The organism is Promicromonospora noduliphila (assembly GCF_056951025.1).
Genome location: NZ_CM167806.1, coordinates 2,445,562 through 2,471,026, shown reverse-complemented (window position 1 = coordinate 2,471,026; position 25,465 = coordinate 2,445,562). Strand labels below are relative to the sequence as shown.

The following is a 25,465-nucleotide window of genomic DNA, read 5'->3' as shown; positions in this document are numbered from 1 at the left end:
GGTCTCCTCAGCCCGCCACGGCCGCCGCACGCCGCGCCCGGCCCGGCGCTGCCCCCTTCGCCTTGGTGGCCTTCGACTTCCCGTTGCTCGTCGCGGCGGTGTTGGCCGCGGCACTGCCCGCCGCGCCCTCCGCGGGCGCCACGACGTCGAGGATCTCGGCGAGGTACGTCCCCGTGTGCGACTCCGGCACGGCCGCCACCGCCTCGGGGGTGCCCTGCGCCACGACCGTGCCGCCGCCGCTGCCGCCCTCCGGCCCCATGTCGATGACCCAGTCGGCGCTCTTGATGACGTCGAGGTTGTGCTCGATCACGATCACCGTGTTGCCCTTGTCGGCGAGCGACTGCAGCACCCCGAGCAGCCGGCGGACGTCCTCGAAGTGCAGGCCCGTGGTCGGCTCGTCCAGGACGTACGCCGAGCGGCCCGACGACCGCTTCTGCAGCTCCGCCGCCAGCTTGACGCGCTGCGCCTCGCCGCCGGACAGCGTGGGCGCCGGCTGCCCCAGCCGCACGTACCCCAGGCCGACGTCGACCAGCGTGGACAGGTGCCGCGAGATCGCGGGGAACGCCTTGAAGAACTCGGCGGCCTCCTCGATCGGCATGTCGAGGACGTCGGCGACCGTCTTGCCCTTGAAGTGCACCTCGAGGGTCTCGCGGTTGTACCGCGCCCCGTGGCAGACCTCGCACGGCACGTAGACGTCCGGCAGGAAGTTCATCTCGATCTTGATCGTGCCGTCGCCCGCGCACGCCTCGCAGCGGCCGCCCTTGACGTTGAACGAGAACCGGCCCGGCCCGTAGCCGCGGACCTTGGCCTCCTCGGTCTCCGCGAAGATCTTGCGGATCCGGTCCCACACGCCGGTGTACGTGGCGGGGTTCGACCGCGGCGTACGGCCGATCGGCCCCTGGTCCACGTGCACCACCTTGTCGAGGTGGTCCAGGCCCGTGACGCGGGTGTGCCGGCCCGCCACCCGGCGGGCACCGTTGAGCTGGTTGGCCATGACGGTGTACAGGATCGAGTTCACGAGCGTCGACTTGCCCGACCCCGAGACGCCAGACACCACCGTCAGCACGCCGAGCGGGAACGACACGTCGACGTCGCGCAGGTTGTTCTCCCGCGCGCCCACCACCGTGACCTGCCGGTCCCGGTCGGTCGCCCGCCGCTGGGCCGGGACCGGGATCGAGCGCCGCCCGGCCAGGTACGCGCCCGTGAGCGAGTCCTTCTGCTCCAGCAGCCCCGCGTAGTCGCCCGAGTGGATGACGTCGCCGCCGTGCTCGCCGGCGCCCGGGCCGATGTCGACGATCCAGTCCGCCGCCCGGATGGTGTCCTCGTCGTGCTCGACGACGATGAGCGTGTTGCCCAGGTCCCGCAGGCGGGTCAGCGTGTCGATGAGGCGCCGGTTGTCGCGCTGGTGCAGGCCGATCGACGGCTCGTCCAGCACGTACAGCACGCCGACCAGGCCGGAGCCGATCTGGGTGGCGAGCCGGATGCGCTGCGCCTCGCCGCCGGACAGCGTGCCCGCTGGACGCTCCAGCGTGAGGTAGTGCAGCCCGACGTCGAGCAGGAAGCCCAGGCGCGCGTGGATCTCCTTGAGCACCTCGGTGGCGATCTGCGCCTCGCGCACGCCGAGCTCTATGCCCTTGAGGAACTCGGCGGCCTCGCCCACCGGGAGGCGGCAGACGTCGGCGATGGACAGCCCGTCCACCTTGACCGCCAGCACCTCCGGCTTGAGCCGCGCGCCGCCGCACGTGGGGCACGGGACCTCGCGCATGTAGGCCTCGTACTTCTCCTTCGACCAGTCCGAGTCGGTCTCCCGGTGCCGGCGCTCCAGGAACGTCACGGCGCCCTCGAACCCGGTCGAGTACTGCCGCTCGCGGCCCCACCGGTTCTTGTACCGCACGTGCACCTTGTGGTCGCGCCCGTGCAGGATCGCGTCCTTCGCGCGCTCGGGCAGGGCACGCCACGGCACGTCCATCGAGAACTTCATCTCGTCGGCCAGCGCCGTCAGCACCCGCTCGAAGTACTCCGACGACGTCTGCGCCCACGGGGCGACGGCACCCTCGCGCAGGGTCTTCTCGTCGTCCGGGACGATGAGGTCCGGGTCGACCTCCAGGCGGAAGCCGATGCCGGTGCACTCGGGGCACGCGCCGTAGGGCGCGTTGAACGAGAAGGTGCGCGGCTCGATCTCGTCGAGCGCCAGCGGGTGCTCGTTGGGGCAGGCCCGCTTCTCGGAGAACTTGCGGGTGCGGCCCAGGTCGTCGATGTCCGCGTCGACCAGCTCGATCATCACCAGACCGCCCGCCAGGGCGAGCGCGGTCTCCACGGAGTCGGTGAGGCGGCGCTGCACGCCCTCGCGCGACACGAGCCGGTCCACGACCACCTCGATGTCGTGCTTGAGCTTCTTCTCCAGCGTCGGCGGGTCGGTGAGCTGCACGACCTCGCCGTCGACCCGGGCACGCGCGAAGCCCTTGGCCTGGAGCTCCTTGAACAGGTCCGCGTACTCGCCCTTGCGGCCGCGCACCACCGGGGCGAGTACCTGGTACCGCGTGTTCTCTGGCAGCTCGAGGATCTGGTCCACGATCTGCTGCGGCGTCTGCGACTGCACCTTCTCGCCGCACACCGGGCAGTACTGCGTGCCTGCGCGCGCGTAGAGCAGGCGCAGGTAGTCGTAGACCTCCGTGATGGTGCCCACCGTCGAGCGCGGGTTGCGGTTGGTGGACTTCTGGTCGATCGACACCGCGGGCGACAGGCCCTCGATGAAGTCGACGTCCGGCTTGTCCATCTGGCCGAGGAACTGGCGCGCGTACGCGGACAGGGACTCGACGTACCGGCGCTGACCCTCGGCGAAGATCGTGTCGAACGCGAGCGACGACTTGCCCGAGCCCGAGAGCCCCGTGAACACGATCAGCCGGTCCCTCGGGAGGTCCAGGTCGACGTTCTTCAGGTTGTGCTCACGGGCACCGGAGATGACGAGACGATTGCTCACAGAGGCATCCTAGGGCGGCCCACTGACATTCGCACGCCTGTTCTATGAATCGGTCTGACTGACTCGTCACACCCCGCGCGGGTCAGCGCACCGCACGGCCGTCGACGGGGGCCGCGCGGCGCACGCGGGCCTGCAGGTCCAGCGCGCGCAGCAGGTCCCGCTCGTGGGCGTAGGACCCGTCGACGAGCCGGCGCCGGACGTCCACGACCTCCTGCGCGTACTCGGCCGCCGCGTCGTACCGCGCGAGGTCGAGGTGCACGGACACCAGGTTGGACAGCGCGGCCGCGAGGCCCGGCAGGTGCACGTCGGGGCCGCGGCGGGCGAGCTCCCTGCGCACGCGCACGGCCTCCGCCGTCGGCTCGATGCCCTGCTCCGGACGGCCCGCGTCGATGAGGGCGGCGCCGAGGTTGAGCAGCGCGTCGGCGAGGTCGGGCTGGAAGCGGTCGGGGTCGCTCGCAGCGAGCAGCCGGAGCTGGGCCACCGCCTCCTCGGTGGGCGCCACGGCGTCGGCGGCCCGGCCGAGCTCCGAGTACAGCACGCCGAGGTTCGACAGCGAGCGCGCGAGGTACTGCTCGCCGGGCTGGCCCTCCTCCGCCAGGCCGCGCCGGATCGCCACCGCCTCCTGCTCCAGGGGGAGCGCCTCGTCGGGCTCACCGGCCCGGGAGTAGGTGACGGCGAGGTTCGACAGGGAGGCCGCGAGCATCCGGCGGAACCGGGCCGGGTTCTCGCGGACGAGCCGGCGGCGGAGCAGGACGGCCTCCCGCTCGATGGCTATGGCCTCGTCCAGCTCGCCGAGCCGCGAGCGCAGCGCCCCGAGCGACGCGAGGCTGTAGGCGAGCGTCCAGGTGTGCACCGCCGGGTTCTCCCTGGCCAGGTCGCGCCGGATGGCGACGGCCTCGACCACGGGCTCGATCGCCTCCAGGTCGCGACCGAGGGCCGCATACGCGTTGCCGAGGTTCGTCAGCGCCTGCGCGAGCTGGTACCGGTGCCGCTCCGGCGCCTCCCGCATGAGCCGGCGGCACAGGTCCACGGCCTCCTGCGCCATCGCAGGGGCTCCCTCCCGCCGGCCCTCCGTGAGGGCCACCGACCGGTTGGACAGCGTCAGCGCCAGGGACACGCCCCACTGCCGTGGGTCGCGGGCCACGAGGGTCCGCAGGATCGGGATGACCTCCGTGACGGTCTCCTCGTACTCCTTGGTGTGGCCCAGCTCGAACTGGGTGACCGCCAGGTTGATGAGGGGGCGCGCCAGCTCCGCCTCGATCCACGACCGGTCGCGCGCCGGACCGGCCCGGCACAGCTCGACCGACTCGAGCTGTAGCGCGAGGGCCTCCTGGGCCAGCCCGGCCTCCCAGAGCGCCGAGCCCTGCGCGTGGAGCGCGCCGACCAGTGCCGTGCGGTACCGGTCCGGGTCACCCGTCGCGATGCGCCGCCACGCGGCGACGGCGCTGTCCAGCGCGTCCAGCGCCTCCGCGAGCCGCCCGCAGTCCTTCAGGGCGGTCCCGAGGTCGACGAGGGCCTCTGCCCGGCCGACGGCGTCCCGCGCCGCCGCGACGGCCAGCTCGCCCCTGTCGACGTCGTCCGAGGTGGCGTTCTTGAAGCTGCGCGGCTTGAGCAGGAACATCGTCCGCATGGCGCGCGGGTCGTCGCCGCAGGAGTCCGTCGCGCGGCGCAGGAGCTCGCTCGCCAGCGCGACCACGCCGGGCACCTCGCTCAGCTCCACCTCCAGGCGGCGGGCCACCCGCACGACCCGGAGCGCCACCTTCCGGGACAGGCCCCACGTGCACGAGCCGACCAGGCCGACCGACCGGCCGAGCCGCTCCGCGATGAGCAGGTCGCCGACCCGGTCGTGGCCGGCGGCGCTCGACCCCAGCTCCACCACGGAGTCCTGGAGGCCGAGGAGCCAGCGCGCGCCGGCCCGCCAGGGCAGTCCTGGCACGACGCGGCGCAGCACGTCGCGCGCGCTCGCCGCGTCGTCCGCGCCGAGCAGGCACGCCGCCGCGACGACGTCCTGCACCTCGTCGACGGTCAGCTCGAGCCCCGCGTCCCGCGCCGAGCGGACCCAGGAGTCCGCCGCGACGTCGAGGAGCGCGCGGACCGGGCCGCGCTCGCCCGCCGCGGCCGAGCCGTTCGCCGCCGCGACGACGGCGAGCGCGGCCGCCGCGTGCAGGTCGACCACGCGGGTGGCGCCGTGCTGGGCGGGCGTGGGGAGGGCCGGTACCGCGGGACGTTCGACGCCGAGGTGCTCCGCGTACGCGGTCACGGCGGCGGCGAGCACGTCGGCGTCGGTCAGGCCGGGGCCGAGCGGCAGGTCCAGCGCGGTCTGCGTGGCGTCGCCGTGCTCGAGCTGCCGCCAGAGCGTCGAGCCCCAGCGCAGGCGGCGCAGCCACTCGCCGCCCACCCGGGCCAGGAACAGGACCCGGAGCTTGCCGGCCGCCGGGCGGGCGATGGCGTCGAGCATCGCGCCGAGGCCGAGCCGCGTGGCGGCGTTGTCCACGACGAACAGCACGTCGCCCTGCGGCCTGGTCCGCAGCGTCGCGGCCTCACGGCCGCGGGGCACGGGGACGACGGTCCAGCCGGAGTCGGCGAGCCGGTTGCCGAACTCGTGCGCGAGGCGGGTCTTGCCGTAGCCGGCGGGGCCGATGACCAGGCGGAGGCTGGTCTGCGCCGCACCATCGGCCCAGGCCTGCAGCTCGGCCAGCTCCTGCTCCCGGCCCAGGAACGGGACCACGGCCCGGGCGGGGTCGAGCAGGGCTGTGGGCCGGTGGAGGTCGTCCGGCGGAGGGGCGTCGGGTGCAACCGAGAGCGGGCCGCGGCGCACCGCCGTACGGGCGGCTCGGACCGCGGCGGCCAGCCTGGTCGACATGTCCGAGACCACCACGGTCAAAGTCAACCGGACGCATGTCCAGGACTGCAAGAGGTGGCGGCAGATTGATTCATCCTGTGAACACAAGACGGCAGCACAGGCTCCCACCAGCCTCTCACCAGTCCGGCAATGCGGACAATAGTTGCATAGCGCCCACGATCACGACATCCTTCCTTCGGCCGGGTGAAAGCCCCGCCGCTCCACGACCGCACGGACGAAAGGCAGGCACGTGAGCCTGAACCTGAACAAGCTCGTCGACAAGGCCTACAAGGACCAGAGCATCGCCGCGATCCTCTCGGCCCCGCCGTCGGCACTGCTCGGCCTCACGCCGAAGCACGACGAGATGCTCGCCGAGCTCAAGATCAAGACGATCGAGGACCTGGGCAAGTGGCAGCACGCGGTCTACGCCCAGGCGCTCGTGACGCTCGCCGACGCCGAGGTGCCAGCGGTGACCGGCGACAAGTGAGCGCGCCGCGCTGACCGTACGACGGCGCCCGTCCACCTCGCGGTGGGCGGGCGCCTTCGTCGGCCCTCAGCCGCCGGTCTGAGCCCCGTGCGGGAGCCGGGTCAGAGCGCGAACCGCTCGACCGAGCGCATCTTGTTGGTCGCGTCGAGCGCCGCGACCTTGTAGGCCTCGGACAGCGTCGGGTAGTTGAACACGGTGTCGACCAGGTGGTCCACGGTGCCGCCCGTCGTCATGATCGCCTGCCCGATGTGGATGATCTCCGTCGCGCCCGTCCCGAACACATGCACCCCGAGCACCCGGCGGTCCTCGGTGGAGACCAGCAGCTTGAGCATCCCGTAGGAGTCGCCCACGATCTGCCCGCGCGCCAGCTCGCGGTAGCGCGCCACGCCCACCTCGTACGGCACGCCGGCGGTGGTGAGCTGGTCCTCGGTGTCCCCGCAGTAGGAGATCTCCGGGATGGTGTAGATCCCGATGGGCTGCAGCTCCAGCACGGACGAGACCGGCTCGTCGAACGCGTGGTACGCGGCGAGCCGCCCCTGCTCCTGCGAGGTCGCCGCGAGCGCAGGGAACCCGATGACGTCGCCGACGGCGTAGATGTGCTCGACGCCGGTGCGGAACTGCTTGTCGACCTGGAGCCGGCCGCGCTTGTCGGCCTCCAGCCCCGCCGCGGCGAGGTCGAGGCCGGCGGTGGAGCCCTGCCGGCCGGCGGAGTAGAGCACGCAGTCCGCCGGGATCCGCTTGCCGGAGGCCAGGGCGGTGACGGTCCCGTCCCCGTTGGCCGTCACGGACGCCACCGTCTCCCCCAGCCGGAACGTGACCGACAGGTCACGGAGCTGGAACTTGAGCGCCTCGACCACCTCCGAGTCGCAGAAGTCGAGGATCTTGTCGCGCGCCTCGACGACCGTGACCCGCGTGCCGAGGGCGGCGAAGATGGACGCGTACTCGATGCCGATCACGCCGGCACCCACCACGACCATGGTCTTGGGCACGGCGGTCATGTCGAGGATCCCGTCGGAGTCGATCACCCGCACGCCGTCGAAGGCGATGTTCGCCGGCCGGGCCGGCTCGGTGCCCACCGCGATGACCACCTTGTCGGCGGTCAGCCGCCGGACGACGTCGCCCTCCGGGTCGGTCACCTCGATCTCGTGCGGCCCGGCGAACCGGGCGCTGCCCACGACGGTCTCCACGTCGTTGCGGGCGAGCTGGTTGCGCACCACCTCGATCTCACGGCCGATGACGTGCTGCAGCCGCGCCAGCAGGTCCTGGACGGTGATGTGCTCCTTGAGCCGGTAGCTGGAGCCGTACACGTCCCGCATCTGCAGGCCCGTCAGGTACAGGACCGCCTCGCGCAGCGTCTTGGACGGGATGGTGCCGGTGTTGAGGCAGACGCCGCCGATCATGTCGCGCCGCTCCACCACCGCCGCCCGCCTGCCGAGCTTTGCGGCGCCGATCGCGGCCTTCTGGCCACCCGGCCCCGAGCCGATCACGACGAGGTCGAAGTGGTTCTCGCGCGCATCCATGCTCTGAGTGTGGAGGTCCGGCCGGCCGGTGACGAGCGACTTCATCAAGAATTAACCGGCCCCGCCGTGCGGAGGGCAGGCCCAGCGGATGGCAGGCTGACGCCCATGAGCATCTTCGCCGTGAACTACACCTACTCCGACGACGTCGCGACCCGCGACGAGGTCCGGCCCAGCCACCGTGACTTCCTGCGCGCCCTCAACGCCGACGGCGTCGTGCGCGCCTCCGGCCCGGTCGACGGCGGGACCGGGGCCCTGGTCATCGTCGAGGCGGAGTCGGAGGAGGCCGTGCTGGCCATCCTGGACGCCGACCCGTTCGCGGTCCGCGGCGTCATCGCCGAGCGCAGCGTGCACCCGTGGGAGGTGGTGATCGGCGGGCTCGCGGAGTAGGCCTCCGCAGGTCCGCGCCGCCGGCACCGGCCCACCAGGGCGGACGGCGACGGCGGCCGCGCCCACCCTCGTGGACACGGCCGCCGTCTGCGGTGCTGGGTGTCGATGCCCTACTTCGACACGTCCTCCGACACGTCCTCGGAGGTCTCCTGCGCCGCCTCGATCCGCGCATCGCGTGCGGACTTCATGAGGCTGGCGACCGTGCCCACCGCGAGGGACACGACGATCACCGTCAGCGACAGCCAGATCGGCACCTCGGGCGCCCACTCGAAGCCCTCGCCACCGTTGATCCACGGGATCGAGTTGGTGTGCAGCGCCTCGAGGATCAGCTTGACGCCGATGAAGCCCAGGATGACCGCCAGCGCGATCGGCAGGTACACCAGCCGGTCGAGCAGGTTGCCCAGCAGGAAGTAGAGCTGGCGCAGGCCCATGAGCGCGAACAGGTTGGTCGTGAACACGATGAACGGGTCCCTGGTGACGCCGAAGATCGCCGGGATGGAGTCCAGCGCGAACAGGACGTCCGTCGAGCCGATCGCGAGGAACACGATGATCATCGGCGTGAAGAGCCTGCGGCCGTCGACGGTGGTGGTCAGCTTCGAGCCGTTGTACTGGTGGTGCAGCGGCAGGACCCGGCGCATCAGCCGGATGAACGCGTTCTCCTTGAAGTCGTCCGGGTTCTCCTCCTCGTCGATCACGAAGTGGATGGCCGTGTAGATGAGGAACGCGCCGAAGATGTAGAAGAGCCAGCTGAACTGCTCGATGAGGGCGGCGCCGGCCAGGATGAACGCGGCTCGGAAGACCAGCGCCATGATGATGCCGACCATCAGCACGCGCTGCTGCTGCTCACGCGGCACCGCGAACCGGGCCATGATGACGACGAACACGAAGAGGTTGTCGACGCTCAGGGAGTACTCCATGAGCCAGCCGGCATAGAACTCCGCTGCCGGTGTCACACCGCCGACGACCCAGACGATCACGCCGAAGATCACGGCGAGGCCCACGTAGAAGCCCACCCAGATGGCGCTCTCCTTGATGGACGGGACGTGCGGGCGGCGGCCGACGATGAGGAGGTCCGCGATGAGCAGGGCGAGCATCGCTCCGAGGGAGACCACCTCGAAGGTCACGGGTAGTTCGTGGAGCATTGTTTCCTTCCGGAACAGGGAGGAACGCGCGACAGCATCGAGCCTCCGGTGTGTACTGCAGGGCACCGGAGGTCTTCCTCGCCCGCCCGTGCACCAGCCTGGCTGAAACCAGGCGATGATGCACCACGAGCCGGTTCGGCCGAGCTGGCGTCATCGGCAGCTGTGATGACGACCGAACCGTTACGAGGTACTCCCCTCCAACGGAGGAAGCATACGGGACGTCACGTTTGTTCCCGAACCGACCCGCGGTTCCGGCGGATCGACACGGCGGGGGTGGGTCGACGGCGCGCCGCGCCGCCGTCAGACGAGCGTGACCACCAGCTTGCCGCGCGCGTGCCCGTGCCCCGCCACCTGCCTGATCGCCTCGACGGCACGCTCCAGGGGGAAGGTCGCGCTCACGATGGGCAGCAGCACGCCGTCCGCCACCATTCCAGCGAGCGCCGTGAGGTCCTCGCCGCTCTCGGTCGCCAGGATGTTCACCACGCGGTACGGGCGGAACCGGGCCGCCAGCGGTGCCAGCACCAGGTCGGGCATGGGGCCGAGCAGGCCGTCCTTGCTCCCGTCGTTGGCGAGGACCACCCCGCCGGGCACCACGACGCGGCCGAGGTCCCGCACCGGGTACCGGCCGCCGTTGGTGAAGACGACGTCGAAGCGCGGCTCGCCGGCGGTCACGTCCTCACGCGTGTAGTCGACCACCTCGGCGGCACCCAGCTCGCGCACCATCGCGACGTTGCGCGAGCTGCACACCGCGGTGACCTCTGCGCCCCACGCCGCGGCGATCTGCACCGCGAAGTGGCCGATCCCGCCGCCGGCGCCCGTGATCGCTATGCGCTGCCCCGCCGTGAGCCCGGCGGCGCGCAGGAACTGCAGGGCCGTGACGGCGGCCATGGGCATGGCCGCCGCCTCGACGTGCGTGAGGTCGGCCGGCCGGCGGGCGAGGCTGTCGGCCGAGGCGACCGCGAGCTCGGCGAACGTGCCGGTGGAGCCGAACCCGAACACCTCGTCACCCGGCGCGAACGCGGTGACGCCCGGGCCGACCGCCGCCACGACGCCCGACAGGTCGGCCCCCCGGACCGGCGGCTTAGGCCCGCGCAGCCCGCCGAGGCCGCCACGGGCGATGAGCGGCTGCCCGGCGGCGTAGTGCCAGTCGTACGGGTTGACGCCGGCGGCGTGCACCTGGATCAGCACCTGCCCGTCGCCGGGGACCGGGTCGGGGACCTCGCGCACCGCGAGGGCGTCCCAGCCGTACCTGTCCTGCGTCAGTGCCCGCATCACGGCCTCCTGGCCCACGTTTCCGGACGTGCCCTGCTCTGTGCGGGATCAGGGTCCTCCGGCCCTCGTGACCAGGTCAAGGATGAACTCGACAGGGCCGGCGGTGATCGTCAGGCGGTGGCCGCCTGCATCTGGCGCAGCTCCTTCTTGAGGCCCGAGATCTCGTCGCGCAGCCGCGCCGCCACCTCGAACTGCAGCTCGGCGGCCGCCGCGTGCATCTGGTCGGTGAGCTCCTGGATGAGCTCGGCCAGCTCGCTCGCCGCGGCGCCGGCCAGCCGGTTGCCCGACGTCGCGGCCTCCTTGGGCGTGCCCGGTACCCGCGCTCCCCTGCCGTCGCCCTTGGCCTTGCGGCTGTTGCGGTAGCCGCCGGCCAGCAGCTCCTGGGTGTCCAGGTCCTCGCGGGCGAGCATGTCGGTGACGTCAGCGATCCGCTTGCGCAGCGGCTGCGGGTCGATGCCGCGCTCGGTGTTGTAGGCGATCTGCTTCTCGCGACGGCGCGCCGTCTCGTCGATCGCCTCCCGCATCGCCGGCGTGATCTTGTCCGCGTACATGTGGACCTGGCCCGAGACGTTGCGCGCCGCGCGGCCGATGGTCTGGATCAGGGACCGCCCGGAGCGCAGGAAGCCCTCCTTGTCGGCATCGAGGATCGCCACGAGCGACACCTCGGGCAGGTCCAGGCCCTCGCGCAGCAGGTTGATGCCCACGAGCACGTCGTACTCGCCGAGCCGCAGCTCGCGCAGCAGCTCGACGCGGCGCAGCGTGTCCACCTCGGAGTGCAGGTAGCGCACGCGCACGTCGCGCTCCAGGAAGTAGTCCGTGAGGTCCTCGGCCATCTTCTTGGTCAGGGTCGTGACCAGCACGCGCTCGTTGCGCTCGACCCGGTCGCGGATCTCGCCCAGCAGGTCGTCGATCTGGCCGGTCGTCGGCTTGACGACCACCTCGGGGTCCACCAGGCCCGTGGGCCGGATGACCTGCTCGACGACGCCGTCGGACAGCGAGCGCTCGTAGTCGCCGGGCGTGGCCGACAGGTAGACCGTCTGCCCGATGCGCTCGGTGAACTCCTCCCACTTCAGCGGGCGGTTGTCCATGGCGCTCGGCAGGCGGAAGCCGTGGTCCACGAGCGCGCGCTTGCGGGAGGCGTCGCCCTCGAACATGGCGCCGATCTGGGGCACCGTCTGGTGGGACTCGTCGATGACGAGCAGGAAGTCCTCGGGGAAGTAGTCGAGCAGCGTGTTCGGCGCGGTGCCCGGCTCGCGGCCGTCGATGTGCATCGAGTAGTTCTCGATGCCGTTGCACGTGCCGATCGAGCGCATCATCTCGATGTCGTAGGTGGTCCGCATGCGCAGCCGCTGCGCCTCCAGCAGCTTGCCCTGCTTCTCCAGCTCGGCCAGCCGCTCCTCGAGCTCCTTCTCGATGCCGTCGATGGCGCGCTCCATGCGCTCGGGACCCGCCACGTAGTGGGTGGCGGGGAACACGTAGATCGACTGCTCGGAGCGGACCACGTCGCCCGTGAGGGGGTGCAGCGTCTGGATCGACTCGATCTCGTCGCCGAACATCTCGATGCGGATCGCGAGCTCCTCGTACACCGGGATGATCTCGACGGTGTCGCCACGCACCCGGAAGGTGCCGCGTGTGAACGACATGTCGTTGCGGGTGTACTGCATGGTCACGAACTGGCGCAGGAGCTGGTCGCGGTCGATGACGTCGCCGACGTCGAGCCGGACCATGCGGTCCACGTACTCCTGCGGCGTGCCCAGGCCGTAGATGCACGACACCGAGGCGACCACGACGACGTCGCGCCGCGTCAGCAGCGACGAGGTCGCCGAGTGCCGCAGCCGCTCCACCTCGTCGTTGATCGAGGAGTCCTTCTCGATGTACGTGTCCGTCTGCGCGATGTACGCCTCCGGCTGGTAGTAGTCGTAGTACGACACGAAGTACTCGACGGCGTTGTTCGGCAGCAGCTCCCGGAACTCCGTGGCGAGCTGCGCCGCTAGCGTCTTGTTCGGCGCCATGACCAGCGTGGGGCGCTGCAGCTTCTCGACCAGCCACGCCGTCGTCGCCGACTTGCCCGTACCCGTGGCGCCCAGCAGCACCACGTCCTTCTCACCCGCCTGGATGCGGTCGGAGAGCTCGGCGATCGCCGTCGGCTGGTCGCCGGCGGGCTCGTACTCGGAGATGACCTCGAACGGGGCCACCGTGCGCTGCAGGTCGGTCACGGGTCGCATGTGACTACCGTACGGCGCACCACTGACACTCCGGCAGTCAGGTCCTCAGCCAGAGCGGTGCCGCGGCGTCGGCAGGCGTGCCCTTCTGGAAGAGCACCGACCAGACCACCGCAGGGCGGAACAGCTCCGTGAGCGGCGCGGCCAGGGACATCACCCTGCGGAAGGTGGACTGGACCTCCTCGTTCACCGCGCAGCGCTCCTGGACGCGGCCGAGGTACCAGCCCTTGATCCGGTCGCCACGCGTACGCCGCGCGGCGTTGCCCGTCACACCGGGCCGCGCCTTGTCCGCGCCGGCGGAGATGGTCCAGGCCTGGACGGAGGCGGCGCGCAGCAGGGCCTGGACCTCGCGGCCCGGGCGGCCGGACCCCAGGCCGTCGGCGAGCGCGAGGGCCGCCATCGCCGCCGTTGCCATGCCCTGGCCGAACACCGGGTTCAGCGCGCACAGCGCGTCCCCCGTGACGAGCAGCCCCTCCGGCACCACGGCGTCGTACGCCCTGCGCACGTTCTCCGTCCGCAGGTAGCCGAAGACGGGCGAGGCCGGCTCGGCCCGGTCGATCCACTGCCGCAGCACCGGGTGCGGCTGCCGGTCGGCGAGCGCCTCGAAGCCCGCCGGGTCGGTGGGCAGCTCCTCCCCGGGCGGCGTGGCGAACGTGATCATGGTGGTGCCCGCGCGGTCCACCGGCACGAGCACGCCGCCGAGCGTCTCCCCCACGAAGTAGATGAGCCGGGCGTCCGTCAGCTCGCCGTCCGAGCCGTCCCGGTAGACCCGCGTGACGTAGCCGATGCCGGACTCGACGCGCTCCTCGGCCGGGCGCGCGACGCCGAGGCCCGCGAGCCACTCGGGCGTGCGCGAGGACCTGCCGGAGGCGTCCACCACGAGGTCGGCGGACAGCTCGGCGGCCTCGGCGGGTTCGGCGTGCTCGCCGCCCTCGCCGCGGTCGGCACCACGCTCGCGCAGCAGCACGCCGGTGACGCGCTGGGCGGACCCGGCCAGCCCGACGGCGTCGGTGCCCTGCACCGCCGTGATCCTCGGGTGGGCCAGCACCCGGGCCCGCACGCCGTGCTCGAGGAGCGGCCGGGTGAGGCACAGCGCGGTGGCCTGCGCCGGCCAGCGGCCCAGCCAGCGCCCGCGCATGTGCTGCAGGTACTCCGTGGGTGCCTGGACGTGCAGCGCACCGGCCGCGAGCAGGTCCTGCTCGATGCCCGGCAGGAGCCGCTCCATCGCCTCGAGCCCGCCCTGCAGCAGGAGATGGGTGTGCCTGCTCTGGGGCACACCCTTGCGCGGCTCAGGCCGCTCCGGGTACCGGTCGCGCTCGACGACCGTCACGCGCTCGGCGTGCCCGGCGAGCGCGAGCGCCGCGAACATCCCCGCGATGCCGCCGCCGATGACCACCGCATGTCCCCTGCCCTGGCCGATACCCCCGCCGATGCCCTGCCGCCCGTCGCTCACGCGTCACACCCTCCGCGGCCTGCCGCCGCCACCGCAACCCATCTGTCCGTTACGCCCGATTCTCGACCAGCAGCGGCGCCGCGGGCAAGCCAGCACTCGGGCAAGGACAGCGTCGTCCGGACCGAGCGATCGGTGCAGCGCCCCGGACAAGGGTCAGTACAGCGTCCCGGCGGACACCGCCGACTCCGCCGTCTCGCCGCGCGCCGCCGCGAGCGTCGTGCGCACCACGATCTCCAGGGCGCCCGCCAGGCCGTCCAGCGGAAGGCGCGGCTCACCGCCGTCGGACAGCGGCGTGCTGCCGGCGGACCGGGCCGCGGACGGCGCAGGGCCCCCGCCCTCCTCGGTGGTGCGCGGCACGTGCACGAAGCCGGAGAGCACGCCGGGCCGCTCCGCCAGCGCGTGCTGGAGCACGTAGAAGACGGCGTTGCAGACGAACGTCCCCGCACTGTAGGAGACCTGGGCCGGAAGGCCCGCCGCGCGCACCGCTGCGGCGGCGGCCTTGACCGGGAGGGTGGTGAACCGGGCCGCCGGACCGCCGTCGACGACCGGTACGTCGACGGGCCGGGCGCCGCTGTTGTCCGGCATCCGGGCGTCCATCAGGTTGAGCGCCACCCGCTCCAGCCGCACCGCGGGGCTCCCCGCCGCGAGACCGGCCGCGACCACGACGTCGGGGCGGTGCTCGTCGAGCAGCCGCAGCAGCGGGCCGTCCGCCGCGCGGACCGCGGAGAACACCACGGGGAGCACCTCCGTGACCAGCTCGTCCGGCCCGGACCAGCGCGCCGCGAGGGCCCGCACCGCCTCCGCGGACGCGTTGACGGCGTCCCCTCCGAACGGCTCGAAACCGGTGACCAGAACCTTCATCGCGCATTCCTCCCCCGCCGGATCGGACAGAGCCGGACCAGACAGAACCGGACCAGACGGAGCCGGATCCGGCGGAACCGGCTCGGGCCGAGCCGGCTCAGACGGAGTCCGCCTCCGCCTCCTGCGCGACCTCGCCGGCCACGCGCTGCCACAGGGTATCCACCTGGGCGCGCAGGTCGTCCTCGCTCCCCGAGCCGTCGAGCGTGACGTCGGCGGCCGCGAGCCGCTCCTCGTCGGTCGCCTGCGCGGCGAGGCGGGCGCGCGCGGCGTCCTCGCTCAGCCCACGGCCCTCCACGAGGCGCCGCACCCGCTGCTCCGCGGGCGTGTGCACCACCACGAGGAGGTGGAAGCTGTCGCCCAGCCCGGTCTCCACCAGCAGCGGGATGTCGTGCACGACGACGGCGGCCGGGTCCGCCGCGGCAGCCTTGGCCTCCCGTTCCGCCGACAGCCGCCGCACCTCGGGGTGGACTATGTCGTTCAGGCGGGTGCGTGCGGCGTCGTCGACGAAGACCAGCGCGCCGAGCGCGGGCCGGTCGAGGCTGCCGTCGTCGGTCAGGACGCCCTCGCCGAACGCCTCGACGATCTCGGCCAGGCCGACCGTCCCGGGCGCCACCGCCTCCCGGGCCAGCACGTCGTGGTCGACGACGACCGCGCCGAGCTCGGCCAGGCGCGCCGCCGCCACCGACTTGCCGGCCGCGATCCCTCCGGTCAGTCCGATGCGAAACATGGACCCCATCCTGCCTCGTGCGGCCCGCGCCTGTCAGACGCGGGCCGCACGGGCTGTCAGCGGAGCGGGACGCGTGTCAGACGCGCGCGGGCGTACGGGCCACGGTGCGCTCGGGGGTGAAGGCCACCGGCAGCATGGCGGGGTACCGCGACCACGGCGACGGCGCCCACGTCACCTCGGGGTCGGTCAGCCGCAGGTCGAGCCGCTTCATGAGGCTCTCCACGGCGATCTTCACCACGAGCCGGCCCGGCCGCTTGGCGGGGCACGCGTGCGGCCCGACGCCGAACGACAGGTGCGACTGGTTGCCCGCCTCGAACAGCTCGTCCGCCGCGCGCACACGCGGGTCGTTGTTCGCGGCGGCTACGCCCATGACTATCGCGTCGCCGGCCTTGATGTGGGCCTGGCCGAGCGTGCAGTCCGTCACGGCGTACCGGGCGGGCAGGTTCGCGACGGGCGGCTCGCGCCACAGCGTCTCGTCCATCGCGTCGTCCAGGCCGCGGCGCACACCCGTGACCCGGCCGGTGTACCGGGGGTCGGTGAGCATGCGGCGCAGCGTGGCCGCGATCCAGGTGATGAGCATCTCGTTCGCCGCGACGATCGAGATCACCATGCTGTGCCCGATCTCGATGTCGTCCTCGAAGGCCGGGTGCTCGATGAAGCTCATGGTCAGGTTCTGCGCCGGCTGCGCCCGGGTCGCGGCGACGTGGTCCAGCACGATCCGGTCCATCGTCTCCAGGGCCGCGACGGGGTCGCCCCCGTGGCCGAAGATCTCCATCGCGCAGCGCAGCAGCGCGAAGCCCTGCCCCTGGTCGAACCCGAACATGCCGGACACGGCGAGGAACGACACCGCCGCCGCGTACTCCCCGATCAGGTCGGCGTTGCCCCGGGCGGCGAACGAGTCGATGAGCCCGTCGCAGACGCCGCGCACCAGGGCGGCGGTGCGCACCTCGTCCATGGTCGAGAACGCCTCGTCCACGGGGAGCCGCAGCCGCCGGTGCTCCGCACCGTCCGCGAAGTACAGGTTCCGCCGCCCGTTCGGGGACAGGATGGCGTGCAGGTTCGACTCGGGCGGGAGCTGCTCTCTCCAGTGCCGCGGGTTCCGGGCGAAGACGCTCTCGTTGCGCATCACCTCCATGACCTCGGCGTGCCCCAGCACGAGCCAGCCGGGGATCCCTGGTTCGAGATCCACCGGCGCGACAGGCCCCCACTCGTCCTGCAGCTTCCGCAGTGCCGCGGCCATGTCCTCCGCACCGGTCAGGTCCACCAGTGCCACCCGACCTCCGCTCCGCTGCGGTTCCCGGTCAGACATGACCCTCCACTCGTCGCTATTCATCGAGCTGTCCATCGACTCATCCATCGAAATATGGGGCGACCTGCCTAGACGCCCGACCGTGGGTTTCTATCACAAGTAACGGGAATCGCGTAATACGCCCGTGGTCCGTGGCACGATGCGACGGTGAGGACGGTGCGACGGTGAGCATGCACGGAGGCGGCGGCAGCATGGGCGGCGGACGTACGATGCGGTCGTTCACGCAGGACGGGTCCGTCACCCGGCAGCGCCTCGGCCGGGCCACGCTGCGGCGCATCGTCGGCTTCGCCCGACCGTACCGGGGCCGGCTGGCCCTGTTCGTGCTGATCCTCGCGCTGGAGGCCGCGGCGGGCGCCGCCACGCCGCTGCTGTTCCAGCGGATCATCGACGACGGCATCGTGCAGGGCGACGCACGCCTCGTCGTCCTGCTCGCCGGCGCCGCCGGCCTGCTCGCCTTCGTGGCCGCCGGGCTGTCCGTGGCCGACCGGCTGGTCTCGGCCCAGGTCGGCGAGGGTCTCATCCTCGACCTGCGGGTCGCCGTGTTCGACCACGTCCAGCGCATGCCGCTCGCCTTCTTCTCCCGGGCCCGCACCGGCGCCCTGGTGCAGCGGCTCAACGGCGACGTGCTGGGCGCGCAGCGCGCCTTCACCTCGACCTTGCAGACCGTGGTCTCCAACACCCTGACCATCGCGTTCACGCTCGCGGCCATGTTCACCATGTCGTGGGAGCTCACGCTCGGCGCGCTCGTGCTGGTCCCGCTGTTCGTGTTCCCGGCGCGCTGGTTCGGCCGCCGGCTGGCCGCCCTGACCCGCCGCGGCATGGAGATCGACGCCGACCTGGGCCAGGTCATGAACGAACGCTTCAACGTCGCGGGCGCGCACCTCGTCAAGGTCTTCGGCGACCCGGCCACCGAGTCCGAACGGTTCGCCGCCCCCGCCCGCGAGCGCCGCGACCTGGGCGTGCGAACCGCCCTGTTCGGCACCTGGTTCCGGGTGGGCCTGACCACCACCGCGTCGCTGGCGGTCGCGGGCGTGTACGGGCTGGGCGGCCTGCAGGCGATCGCCGGCCAGCTCACCGTCGGCACCGTCGTCGCGCTCGCCACGTACCTCACGCGCCTGTACGGGCCGCTGACGGCGATGGCGAACGTCCAGGTCGACGTCATGACGGCGCTCGTGTCGTTCGAGCGGGTGCTGGAGGTGCTGGACCTGGAGCCGTCGGTCGCCGAGCGGCCGGACGCCGTCGACCTGCGCGCCGCCGTGGCCGCCCACGGTGCCTCGGTCTCGCTGGTGGGCGTGACGTTCCGGTACCCGCGGGCCGCCGAGGTGTCGCTCGCCTCCCTCGAGTCGGTGGCGGCGCAGCGCAAGGACCCGTCGGCGGACACGCTGCACGACGTCTCCTTCGAGGTGCCCGCCGGCTCGATGGTGGCGCTCGTCGGCCCGTCCGGCACGGGCAAGACCACGGTGTCGCAGCTCGTCAGCCGCATCTACGACCCGACGTCGGGCGCCGTGCGCATCGCGGGGACCGACCTGCGCTCCGTGACGTTCGCGTCGCTGCGGGCGACCGTCGGCGTCGTCTCCCAGGAGGCGCACCTGTTCCATGACACGGTGGCGGCGAACCTGCGGTTCGTGCGCCCGGAGGCGACGGACGCCGACCTGGAGCGTGTGCTGCGCCAGGCGCGGATCTGGGACCTGGTCGACCGGCTGCCCGAGGGCCTGGAGACCGTGGTGGGCGACCGCGGCTACCGGCTGTCGGGCGGCGAGCGGCAGCGCCTCGCCATCGCGCGGCTGCTCCTGCGGGCGCCCGACATCGTGGTGCTCGACGAGGCGACGGCGCACCTCGACTCGGAGTCGGAGGCCGCCGTGCAGGTGGCGCTCGACCAGGCGCTCGCCGGGCGGACGTCGCTCGTCATCGCGCACCGGCTGTCGACGGTCCGCGCGGCGGACCGCATAGTGGTGCTCGACGACGGGCGGGTGGTCCAGTCGGGCACCCACGCGGAGCTGATCGCCGCGGGAGGCCTGTACGCGGACCTGTACCGCACCCAGTTCGCGGAGACTGCTTGACCGTGGGCGCCGCCTTCGGTCGCTTGCACGATCGGACCCGCGACTTCGGTCGGTTGCCCTGAGATCGGTCGGTTGAGCGACCGATCTCAAGGCAACCGACCGATCTCGTCGGCGCGCGATGACAATGGACCGAACTCGTGCCCTCCGTCCCAGCAAGTACCCGCCTGGGTGGGTGCTCCCCAGTGCGCACTGGGAGGATGAGTCCTGTGGGATCCCATCACCATCACCCGCAGGGAGACCGCGGCCGGCTGACCGCCGCGTTCGCCATCACCGCGGCGGTGCTGCTCGCCCAGGTCGCGGGCGCCGTCCTCACGGGCAGCCTGGCGCTGCTCGTCGACACCGTGCACCTGCTGACCGATGCAGCGGGCCTCGCGATGGCCCTGTTCGCGGCGCACCTGGTGGAGCGTCCGCCGTCGGCCCGGCGCACCTGGGGCTACCGCAGGGCCGAGGTGATCGCCGCGCTCGCCCAGGCGGGCGTGCTGCTCGCGGCGGGCGTCTACGTCCTGGTGGAGGGCATCGCCCGGCTCGCCGCGCCGCCCGACGTGCCGGGCCCAGAGCTCGTGGTCTTCGGCGTGGTCGGCCTGGTCGGCAACCTCGCCGCACTGGCGGTCCTGGCCGGACGGCGGTCGGCGAACCTCAACCTGCGCGCCGCGTTCCTCGAGGTGGTCAACGACGCGCTGGGATCGCTCGCGGTGGTGGCCGCCGCCGTCGTCATCACGCTCACCGGCTGGCAGCGGGCCGACGTCGTGGCGGGGCTGCTGATCGGGGCGCTGATCCTCCCGCGGGCGCTCCGGCTGCTGCGGGAGACCGTCTCGGTGCTCCTGGAGTCGTCGCCGCCCGGCCTCGACCTCGACGAGGTGCGCGCCCACCTGCTCGAGCTCGACCACGTCGAGGACGTGCACGACATGCACGCATCCCTGATCGCGACGGGCCTGCCCGTGCTGAGCGCCCACGTGGTGGTGCGCACCGACTGCTTCACCGACGGCCACGCGGGCCGCATCCTGGACCAGCTCCAGGAGTGCGTCGCCGAGCACTTCGACATCTCGGTGGAGCACTCGACGTTCCAGGTCGAGCCGGTCACGCACCCGGCCCACGAGCACCCGCAGCACGCCTGACCCTCAGTTGCACCGCCTCTCCAGCCAGATCGGTCGGTTGCTTCGAGATCGGTCCATTAAATGACCGATCTCAGGACAGGCGACCGAAGTCGCACCCTGGGCCGCAGGCAGGAGCTGGCCCGGGGCGGGATCTCATCGCACCGACGACGGGTCCCGGATCGCCGCCTCTATCCGGGCTAACACCGCGCGGGACCGCTCCAGTTCGGGCAGGTAGCGCTCCGGGAGGTCGGCGGCGAGCCGGCGGCGCATCTCCACGGCCTCCCGCGCCTGACCGAGCGCCGCCACGTTGTCGCCAACGGCGCTGAGCGCGCTGGCCAGGTTCGAGATCGCGAGCGCGAGGTCGGGCCGGTGCCTGTCGGGGTTGTCCACGGCGAGCTCGCGCCGCATCGCGACGGCCTCCCGCATGGGCCGCAGCGCTTCCTGCGCCCGGTCCAGGTCGAGCAGGGTGGCGCCGAGGTTCGCGAGCGCCTCCGCGAGGCCGGTGCGGTACTTCTCCGGCTGCTCGCGCACGAGGCGGCGGAGCATGTCCACGGCCTCCTGCGTGGGGAGCAGGGACTCCTCGAACCGGCCCAGGTCGGCGTAGCGCACGCCCAGGTTGGACAGGGACTGCGCGAGGTACTTCAGCGACCGGGCGTTCTGGCTCGCGAGCCCCCTGCGGATCCCCACCGCCTCCTCCTCCAGCAGGACCGCCTCCTCGTACCTGCCGCGCCTGGCGTAGGTGACGCCGAGGTTCGACAGCGAGTGCGCGAGGTAGTGCAGGTACCGGTCGGGGTGCTCGCGGGCGAGCTCACGCCGCAGCTCCAGGGCCTCGCGCTCCAGCCGGAGCGACTCGTCGGCGCGCCCCGTGGTGGAGTACAGGGCGCCGAGCGCGGACAGCGCGCCCGCCAGGTCCGCGCGCGTGCCGCGCGGGTTCTCCTTGGCGAGGTGCCGCTGGAGGTCCAGCGCCTCGACGAGCACCGCGCCGGCCTCCTCGTACCGGCCGAGGGCCTCCAGGGTGGTGCCGAGCTGGCCGAGCGACCAGGCGAGCTCGCCGAGGTGCTCGGGGCGGGCCGCCGCGAGGCGGCGCCGGATCGCCACGGCCTCGACGTTCGCCGGGAGCGCGTCCTCGGGCCGGCCGCTCTCCGTGAGGGCCTCGAAGTTGCCCAGCACCGCGGCGACCCGCGGCTCGTACTGGACCGGGTCGCCGTCGGCGAGGCGGCGGTAGAGGTCGAGGGCCGCCCGCTGGGCCGCCTCGATCTCGCTCGTCCGGCCGAGCTCGGTGTAGGACACGCCGGCGTTCTGCAGGGCGCGCGCGTGCTCGGCGTCGGCCCACGGCGCGTCCCCCGGCGGGAACCGGCCGCACAGGGCGATGACCTCCTCCTGGACGGCGAGGGCGTCACCGTGCCTGCCGACCGCCCAGTACCCCATGCCGAGGTTGTTCAGCGCCGTGCACAGCGGCGGGCGGTACCGGTCCTCGTCGGCCCAGGCGAGGCCGCGCCACAGGCCGACGGCCTCCTGCAGCACCGGCACGGCGACGGACGACTCCCCCTCCGCGACCAGGACGACGCCGAGGTCGGTCAGCGCCTCGGCCCGCTGCGCGGTGTCGCCGACCGTCCCGGCCAGCTCGGCCACGCGGTGCGCGAGGCGGTCCAGCACCGGCACGGCCAGCGGTCCCGACGACCGCGGCAGCCGGCGGGCCACCCGCATCAGGCCGGGCAGGTCCTCGGGCCGCTCGTCCGGGAGCGCGGCGACGGCGGCGGCGATCAGCCGCTCGGTGAGGTCAGTCGCCGGGGCGTCGGGGGCGGGTTCCACCGTCGGGGCGTCCGGACCGGGGCCGCCAAGGCCGACACTCCCCGTACGGACGCCGCCCCGGTCGCCTTGCACCGTGCCGCCCTGCACCGTGCCGCCCTGCACCGTGGCGGACGGCGCGGCGCCGCCCAGTCCTGTACCGCCCGGACCGGTGCCATGAGGACCAGTGCCAGCCGGACGCTCAGCAGGCCGGTCCACGCCCATCGCCGTCGCGAACGCCAGGACGGCGAACGCCTCCTGCGGCCCCAGGTCGTGCGTGCACGCCGCGGTCAGCTCCGCCGAGCCGGCGAGGACCCGCGACACCAGCAGCTCCGCCAGGCGCGGGACGGCGGGCAGGTGCGCGCGGACCCAGGCGACGGCCTCCGCCGTCCGGCCGTCCGCCGGTTCGACGCCCGCCCGGCGCAGGGCGGCGCGCACGCCGCCGTCCGAGGTGTCGCCCAGCAGGGTGGCGGCGGCCAGGGCGGCCTCGGCGGACCCGCCGGGACCGGCCACGAGCCCCGCAGCCGCGGCCGAGCGCGCCCACCCGGCGCGCTCGTGGTCCAGCACGGCCTCCAGCGCCCGCGTCGGGTCCGCAGCGGAGCGTCCGCCGTCGAGCACGGCGACCAGCGCGGCGGCGTGCAGGTCGAGGACGCGGAACCGCTCGTCGGGCGCCGGCTCGAACGGCACCTCCGGCACCGGGCGGCCGAGCACCCTCGCGAACCGGGCGACGGCCGCCTCCAGCAGCACCCGGTCGTCGTCGGCATGGTCGACCGCCAGGCCGAGCGCGGGGTCGAACGCGACCTCCAGCGCCCGGTCCAGGGCCGGCTCGAGCGCCATCTGCGTGACCGACGGCGTCCGGCCGGCCCACAGCGTGCTGGTCCAGCGCTCGCGCCGCCACCACTGCCCGCCGGTCCGCGCGATGCACAGGACCCGGAGCCGCCCGCGGACACGGGTCTCCCCCACGGCGTCGAGCATCGCGGGCAGGCCCGGCCGCAGGCCGGCGTCGTCGACCACGAGCAGGACACGCCGGGCGGCGGCGACCGCGGCCACCGCCGCCACCTCCTGGCCGGGCGGCACGTGCACGACGGTCCACCCCGTGCGCCGCATCCTGCGGCCCAGCTCGAGCGCCAGGCGCGTCTTGCCCACGCCGCCGAGCCCGCACAGCAGACGCAGGGCCACCGGCTCCCGGGAACGCGCCCACGAGCGCAGGTCCGCGAGCTCCCGGCCGCGGCCCATGAACGGCACGACCCTCCGCTCCGGGGCGAGGAGGGCAGCAGGGCTCGCACCCCACGCCTCGTCGAGTCCGGGTCGGTCCATGGGGAGTGATCCAACAGCACGGCGGCCGTCCTGGCCAGCGCACGATGTGATAGCCGCCAGCGCGCTCCGAAGGGCGTTCCCGCAGGTCAGCGGGCCTAAACCGGCGTCAGGCCGCCTGACGCACCACAGTCTGAAAACCACGGACCGAGTTCACCCGCGGGCCGGGGACCGGCGCGCGGCCCCTGAGGAGACGACGGCCCGCCGCCCCCGGAGGGCGACGGGCCGTCGGACGGCTCAGGTCAGTTGCCTGAGAACTTCTCGCGGAGCGTCAGTTGCCCGTGAGCTTCTCGCGGAGCGCGGCGAGCGCCTCGTCCGAGGCCAGCGTGCCGCCGGCCTCCTCGGCCGGGGCCGAGGAGTAGCTCGTGCTGCCCGCCGGAGCGGCGGCCGGAGCCTCCGCCGACGCCTCGGTGTCGGCCGCGAGGGCCTCGGCGACCTGCTTGCGGTGCGCGGTCCAGCGCTCGTGCGCCTTGGCGTACTCGGCCTCCCACGACTCGCGCTGCGCCTCGAAGCCCTCGAGCCACTCGTTGGTCTCCGGGTCGAAGCCCTCCGGGTACTTGTAGTTCCCGGCCTCGTCGTACTCGGCGGCCATGCCGTACAGCGCGGGGTCGAAGTCCTCGGACTCCGGGTCCACGCCCTCGTTGGCCTGCTTGAGCGACAGCGAGATGCGGCGGCGCTCCAGGTCGATGTCGATGACCTTGACGAACACCTCGGCACCCACGGTGACGACCTGCTCCGGCAGCTCGACGTGGCGCACGGCCAGCTCCGAGATGTGGACCAGGCCCTCGATGCCGTCCTCGACGCGCACGAACGCGCCGAACGGAACCAGCTTGGTGACCTTGCCCGGCACGACCTGACCGATCGCGTGCGTGCGGGCGAACGTCTGCCACGGGTCCTCCTGCGTCGCCTTCAGCGACAGGGAGACACGCTCGCGGTCGAAGTCGACGTCGAGCACCTCGACGGTGACCTCCTGGCCCACCTCGACGACCTCGGACGGGTGGTCGATGTGCTTCCAGGACAGCTCGGAGACGTGCACCAGGCCGTCGACGCCGCCGAGGTCCACGAACGCACCGAAGTTGACGATCGAGGAGACGACACCCGGGCGTACCTGGCCCTTCTGCAGGGTCTGCAGGAAGGTGGAGCGCACCTCGGACTGCGTCTGCTCGAGCCAGGCCCGGCGCGACAGGACGACGTTGTTCCGGTTCTTGTCGAGCTCGATGATCTTGGCCTCGATCTCCTTGCCGACGTACGGCTGGAGGTCGCGGACACGACGCATCTCCACGAGGGAGGCGGGGAGGAAGCCGCGCAGCCCGATGTCGAGGATGAGGCCACCCTTGACGACCTCGATGACGGTGCCGGTGACGACGCCGTCCTCCTCCTTGATCTTCTCGATCGTGCCCCAGGCGCGCTCGTACTGGGCGCGCTTCTTGGACAGGATCAGCCGGCCTTCCTTGTCCTCCTTCTGGAGGACCAGGGCCTCGACGGCGTCGCCGACGGCGACAACCTCGCCAGGGTCGACGTCGTGCTTGATCGAGAGCTCCCGGGACGGGATGACACCCTCGGTCTTGTAGCCGATGTCGAGAAGGACCTCGTCGCGGTCCACCTTGACGATCGTGCCTTCGACGATGTCACCATCGTTGAAGTACTTGATGGTGGCGTCGATGGCAGCAAGGAAGTCCTCCTCGGTGCCGATGTCGTTGACGGCAACCTGGGGGGCGGACTTCGCAGGGGTGGAGATGGTCATTGAGTTCGATGCTCCGATGCGGACATGGCGTAGTACGGACAGGGTCAGTTTGTGCTGTGCTGGGCTACTGCTGGGCTACAGCGACGTGGCGCCGATGGCCGCCGGAGGGCGCACGGCACCGCCAGCCATCCTAGTGGCGCGCCAGCGGCCCGGTCAACGCGAGCCAGGGTGGCGCGGGCCTGAAGGAACCCGTGCCCGGTGCCGGTCCGACGGCTGTCCGCCGGACGGCGTCCGGCCACGTGACGGGGCTGTCACTCAGGGGC

General features: G+C 72.7%; 16 protein-coding genes. 4 read left to right on the top strand and 12 right to left on the bottom strand.

The features are described from left to right. Positions 1-7: 7 nt before the first annotated feature. The gene (gene uvrA, locus AC0QU1_RS10820) at positions 8-2,980 is read right to left on the bottom strand and encodes an excinuclease ABC subunit UvrA (RefSeq protein WP_483576382.1); all 2,973 of its coding nucleotides are present in this window, start codon (positions 2,978-2,980) and stop codon (positions 8-10) included. Positions 2,981-3,062: 82 nt separating this feature from the next. Further along, positions 3,063-5,843, bottom strand: coding sequence for a tetratricopeptide repeat protein (locus AC0QU1_RS10815; protein WP_483576381.1), 2,781 nt, complete (start codon positions 5,841-5,843; stop codon positions 3,063-3,065). Between the two features lie 229 nt (positions 5,844-6,072). On the opposite strand from AC0QU1_RS10815, the gene AC0QU1_RS10810 reads away from it, so the two are divergent. After that, a complete protein-coding gene (locus tag AC0QU1_RS10810; RefSeq protein ID WP_483576380.1) occupies positions 6,073-6,309 on the top strand; it encodes a hypothetical protein in 237 nt (78 codons plus the stop codon). A 101-nt stretch (positions 6,310-6,410) separates the two neighbouring features. Here the strand turns inward: AC0QU1_RS10810 and sthA are convergent, their stop codons facing one another. Further along, positions 6,411-7,829 carry a Si-specific NAD(P)(+) transhydrogenase gene (sthA, locus tag AC0QU1_RS10805; protein WP_483576379.1) on the bottom strand — a complete coding sequence of 473 codons (1,419 nt, stop codon included), beginning with the start codon at positions 7,827-7,829 and terminating at the stop codon, positions 6,411-6,413. Positions 7,830-7,934: 105 nt separating this feature from the next. On the opposite strand from sthA, the gene AC0QU1_RS10800 reads away from it, so the two are divergent. After that, positions 7,935-8,216: a YciI family protein gene (locus AC0QU1_RS10800; RefSeq protein ID WP_483576378.1), complete on the top strand. Its 282-nt coding sequence runs from the start codon at positions 7,935-7,937 to the stop codon at positions 8,214-8,216. A 110-nt stretch (positions 8,217-8,326) separates the two neighbouring features. On the opposite strand, the gene AC0QU1_RS10795 is transcribed toward AC0QU1_RS10800, so the two are convergent. From AC0QU1_RS10795 to AC0QU1_RS10765, 7 genes are all read right to left on the bottom strand, one after another. After that, positions 8,327-9,358 carry a TerC family protein gene (locus AC0QU1_RS10795; RefSeq protein WP_483576377.1) on the bottom strand — a complete coding sequence of 344 codons (1,032 nt, stop codon included), beginning with the start codon at positions 9,356-9,358 and terminating at the stop codon, positions 8,327-8,329. Between the two features lie 300 nt (positions 9,359-9,658). Continuing rightward, entirely contained in the window at positions 9,659-10,630 is a 972-nt protein-coding gene (locus tag AC0QU1_RS10790) for an NAD(P)-dependent alcohol dehydrogenase (RefSeq protein WP_483576376.1), read from the bottom strand. Positions 10,631-10,740: 110 nt separating this feature from the next. After that, entirely contained in the window at positions 10,741-12,855 is a 2,115-nt protein-coding gene (gene uvrB / locus AC0QU1_RS10785) for an excinuclease ABC subunit UvrB (protein ID WP_483576375.1), read from the bottom strand. Positions 12,856-12,892: 37 nt separating this feature from the next. Further along, positions 12,893-14,305 carry an FAD-dependent oxidoreductase gene (locus tag AC0QU1_RS10780; protein ID WP_483576374.1) on the bottom strand — a complete coding sequence of 471 codons (1,413 nt, stop codon included), beginning with the start codon at positions 14,303-14,305 and terminating at the stop codon, positions 12,893-12,895. A gap of 153 nt (positions 14,306-14,458) precedes the next feature. After that, entirely contained in the window at positions 14,459-15,166 is a 708-nt protein-coding gene (locus tag AC0QU1_RS10775) for a pyroglutamyl-peptidase I (protein WP_483576373.1), read from the bottom strand. A gap of 97 nt (positions 15,167-15,263) precedes the next feature. After that, positions 15,264-15,893 (bottom strand): dephospho-CoA kinase, encoded by a 630-nt coding sequence (gene coaE / locus AC0QU1_RS10770; protein WP_483576372.1) that lies wholly within the window; start codon positions 15,891-15,893, stop codon positions 15,264-15,266. Positions 15,894-15,969: 76 nt separating this feature from the next. Further along, positions 15,970-17,166, bottom strand: coding sequence for a cytochrome P450 family protein (locus AC0QU1_RS10765; protein WP_483576371.1), 1,197 nt, complete (start codon positions 17,164-17,166; stop codon positions 15,970-15,972). A gap of 206 nt (positions 17,167-17,372) precedes the next feature. Here AC0QU1_RS10765 and AC0QU1_RS10760 point away from each other — a divergent pair, with 206 nt between their 5' ends. Both AC0QU1_RS10760 and AC0QU1_RS10755 read left to right on the top strand, forming a co-directional pair. After that, on the top strand, positions 17,373-19,262 hold the full coding sequence (locus AC0QU1_RS10760; RefSeq protein WP_483576670.1) for an ABC transporter ATP-binding protein: 1,890 nt from the start codon (positions 17,373-17,375) through the stop codon (positions 19,260-19,262). Positions 19,263-19,468: 206 nt separating this feature from the next. Next, complete coding sequence (locus AC0QU1_RS10755) at positions 19,469-20,377, top strand: cation diffusion facilitator family transporter (RefSeq protein WP_483576370.1); 909 nt, start codon at positions 19,469-19,471, stop codon at positions 20,375-20,377. Positions 20,378-20,509: 132 nt separating this feature from the next. On the opposite strand, the gene AC0QU1_RS10750 is transcribed toward AC0QU1_RS10755, so the two are convergent. Both AC0QU1_RS10750 and rpsA read right to left on the bottom strand, forming a co-directional pair. Further along, complete coding sequence (locus AC0QU1_RS10750) at positions 20,510-23,461, bottom strand: tetratricopeptide repeat protein (protein ID WP_483576369.1); 2,952 nt, start codon at positions 23,459-23,461, stop codon at positions 20,510-20,512. A 268-nt stretch (positions 23,462-23,729) separates the two neighbouring features. Further along, positions 23,730-25,202, bottom strand: a complete 1,473-nt coding sequence (gene rpsA, locus AC0QU1_RS10745; RefSeq protein ID WP_483576368.1) for a 30S ribosomal protein S1 — start codon at positions 25,200-25,202, stop codon at positions 23,730-23,732. Positions 25,203-25,465 lie beyond the last annotated feature (263 nt).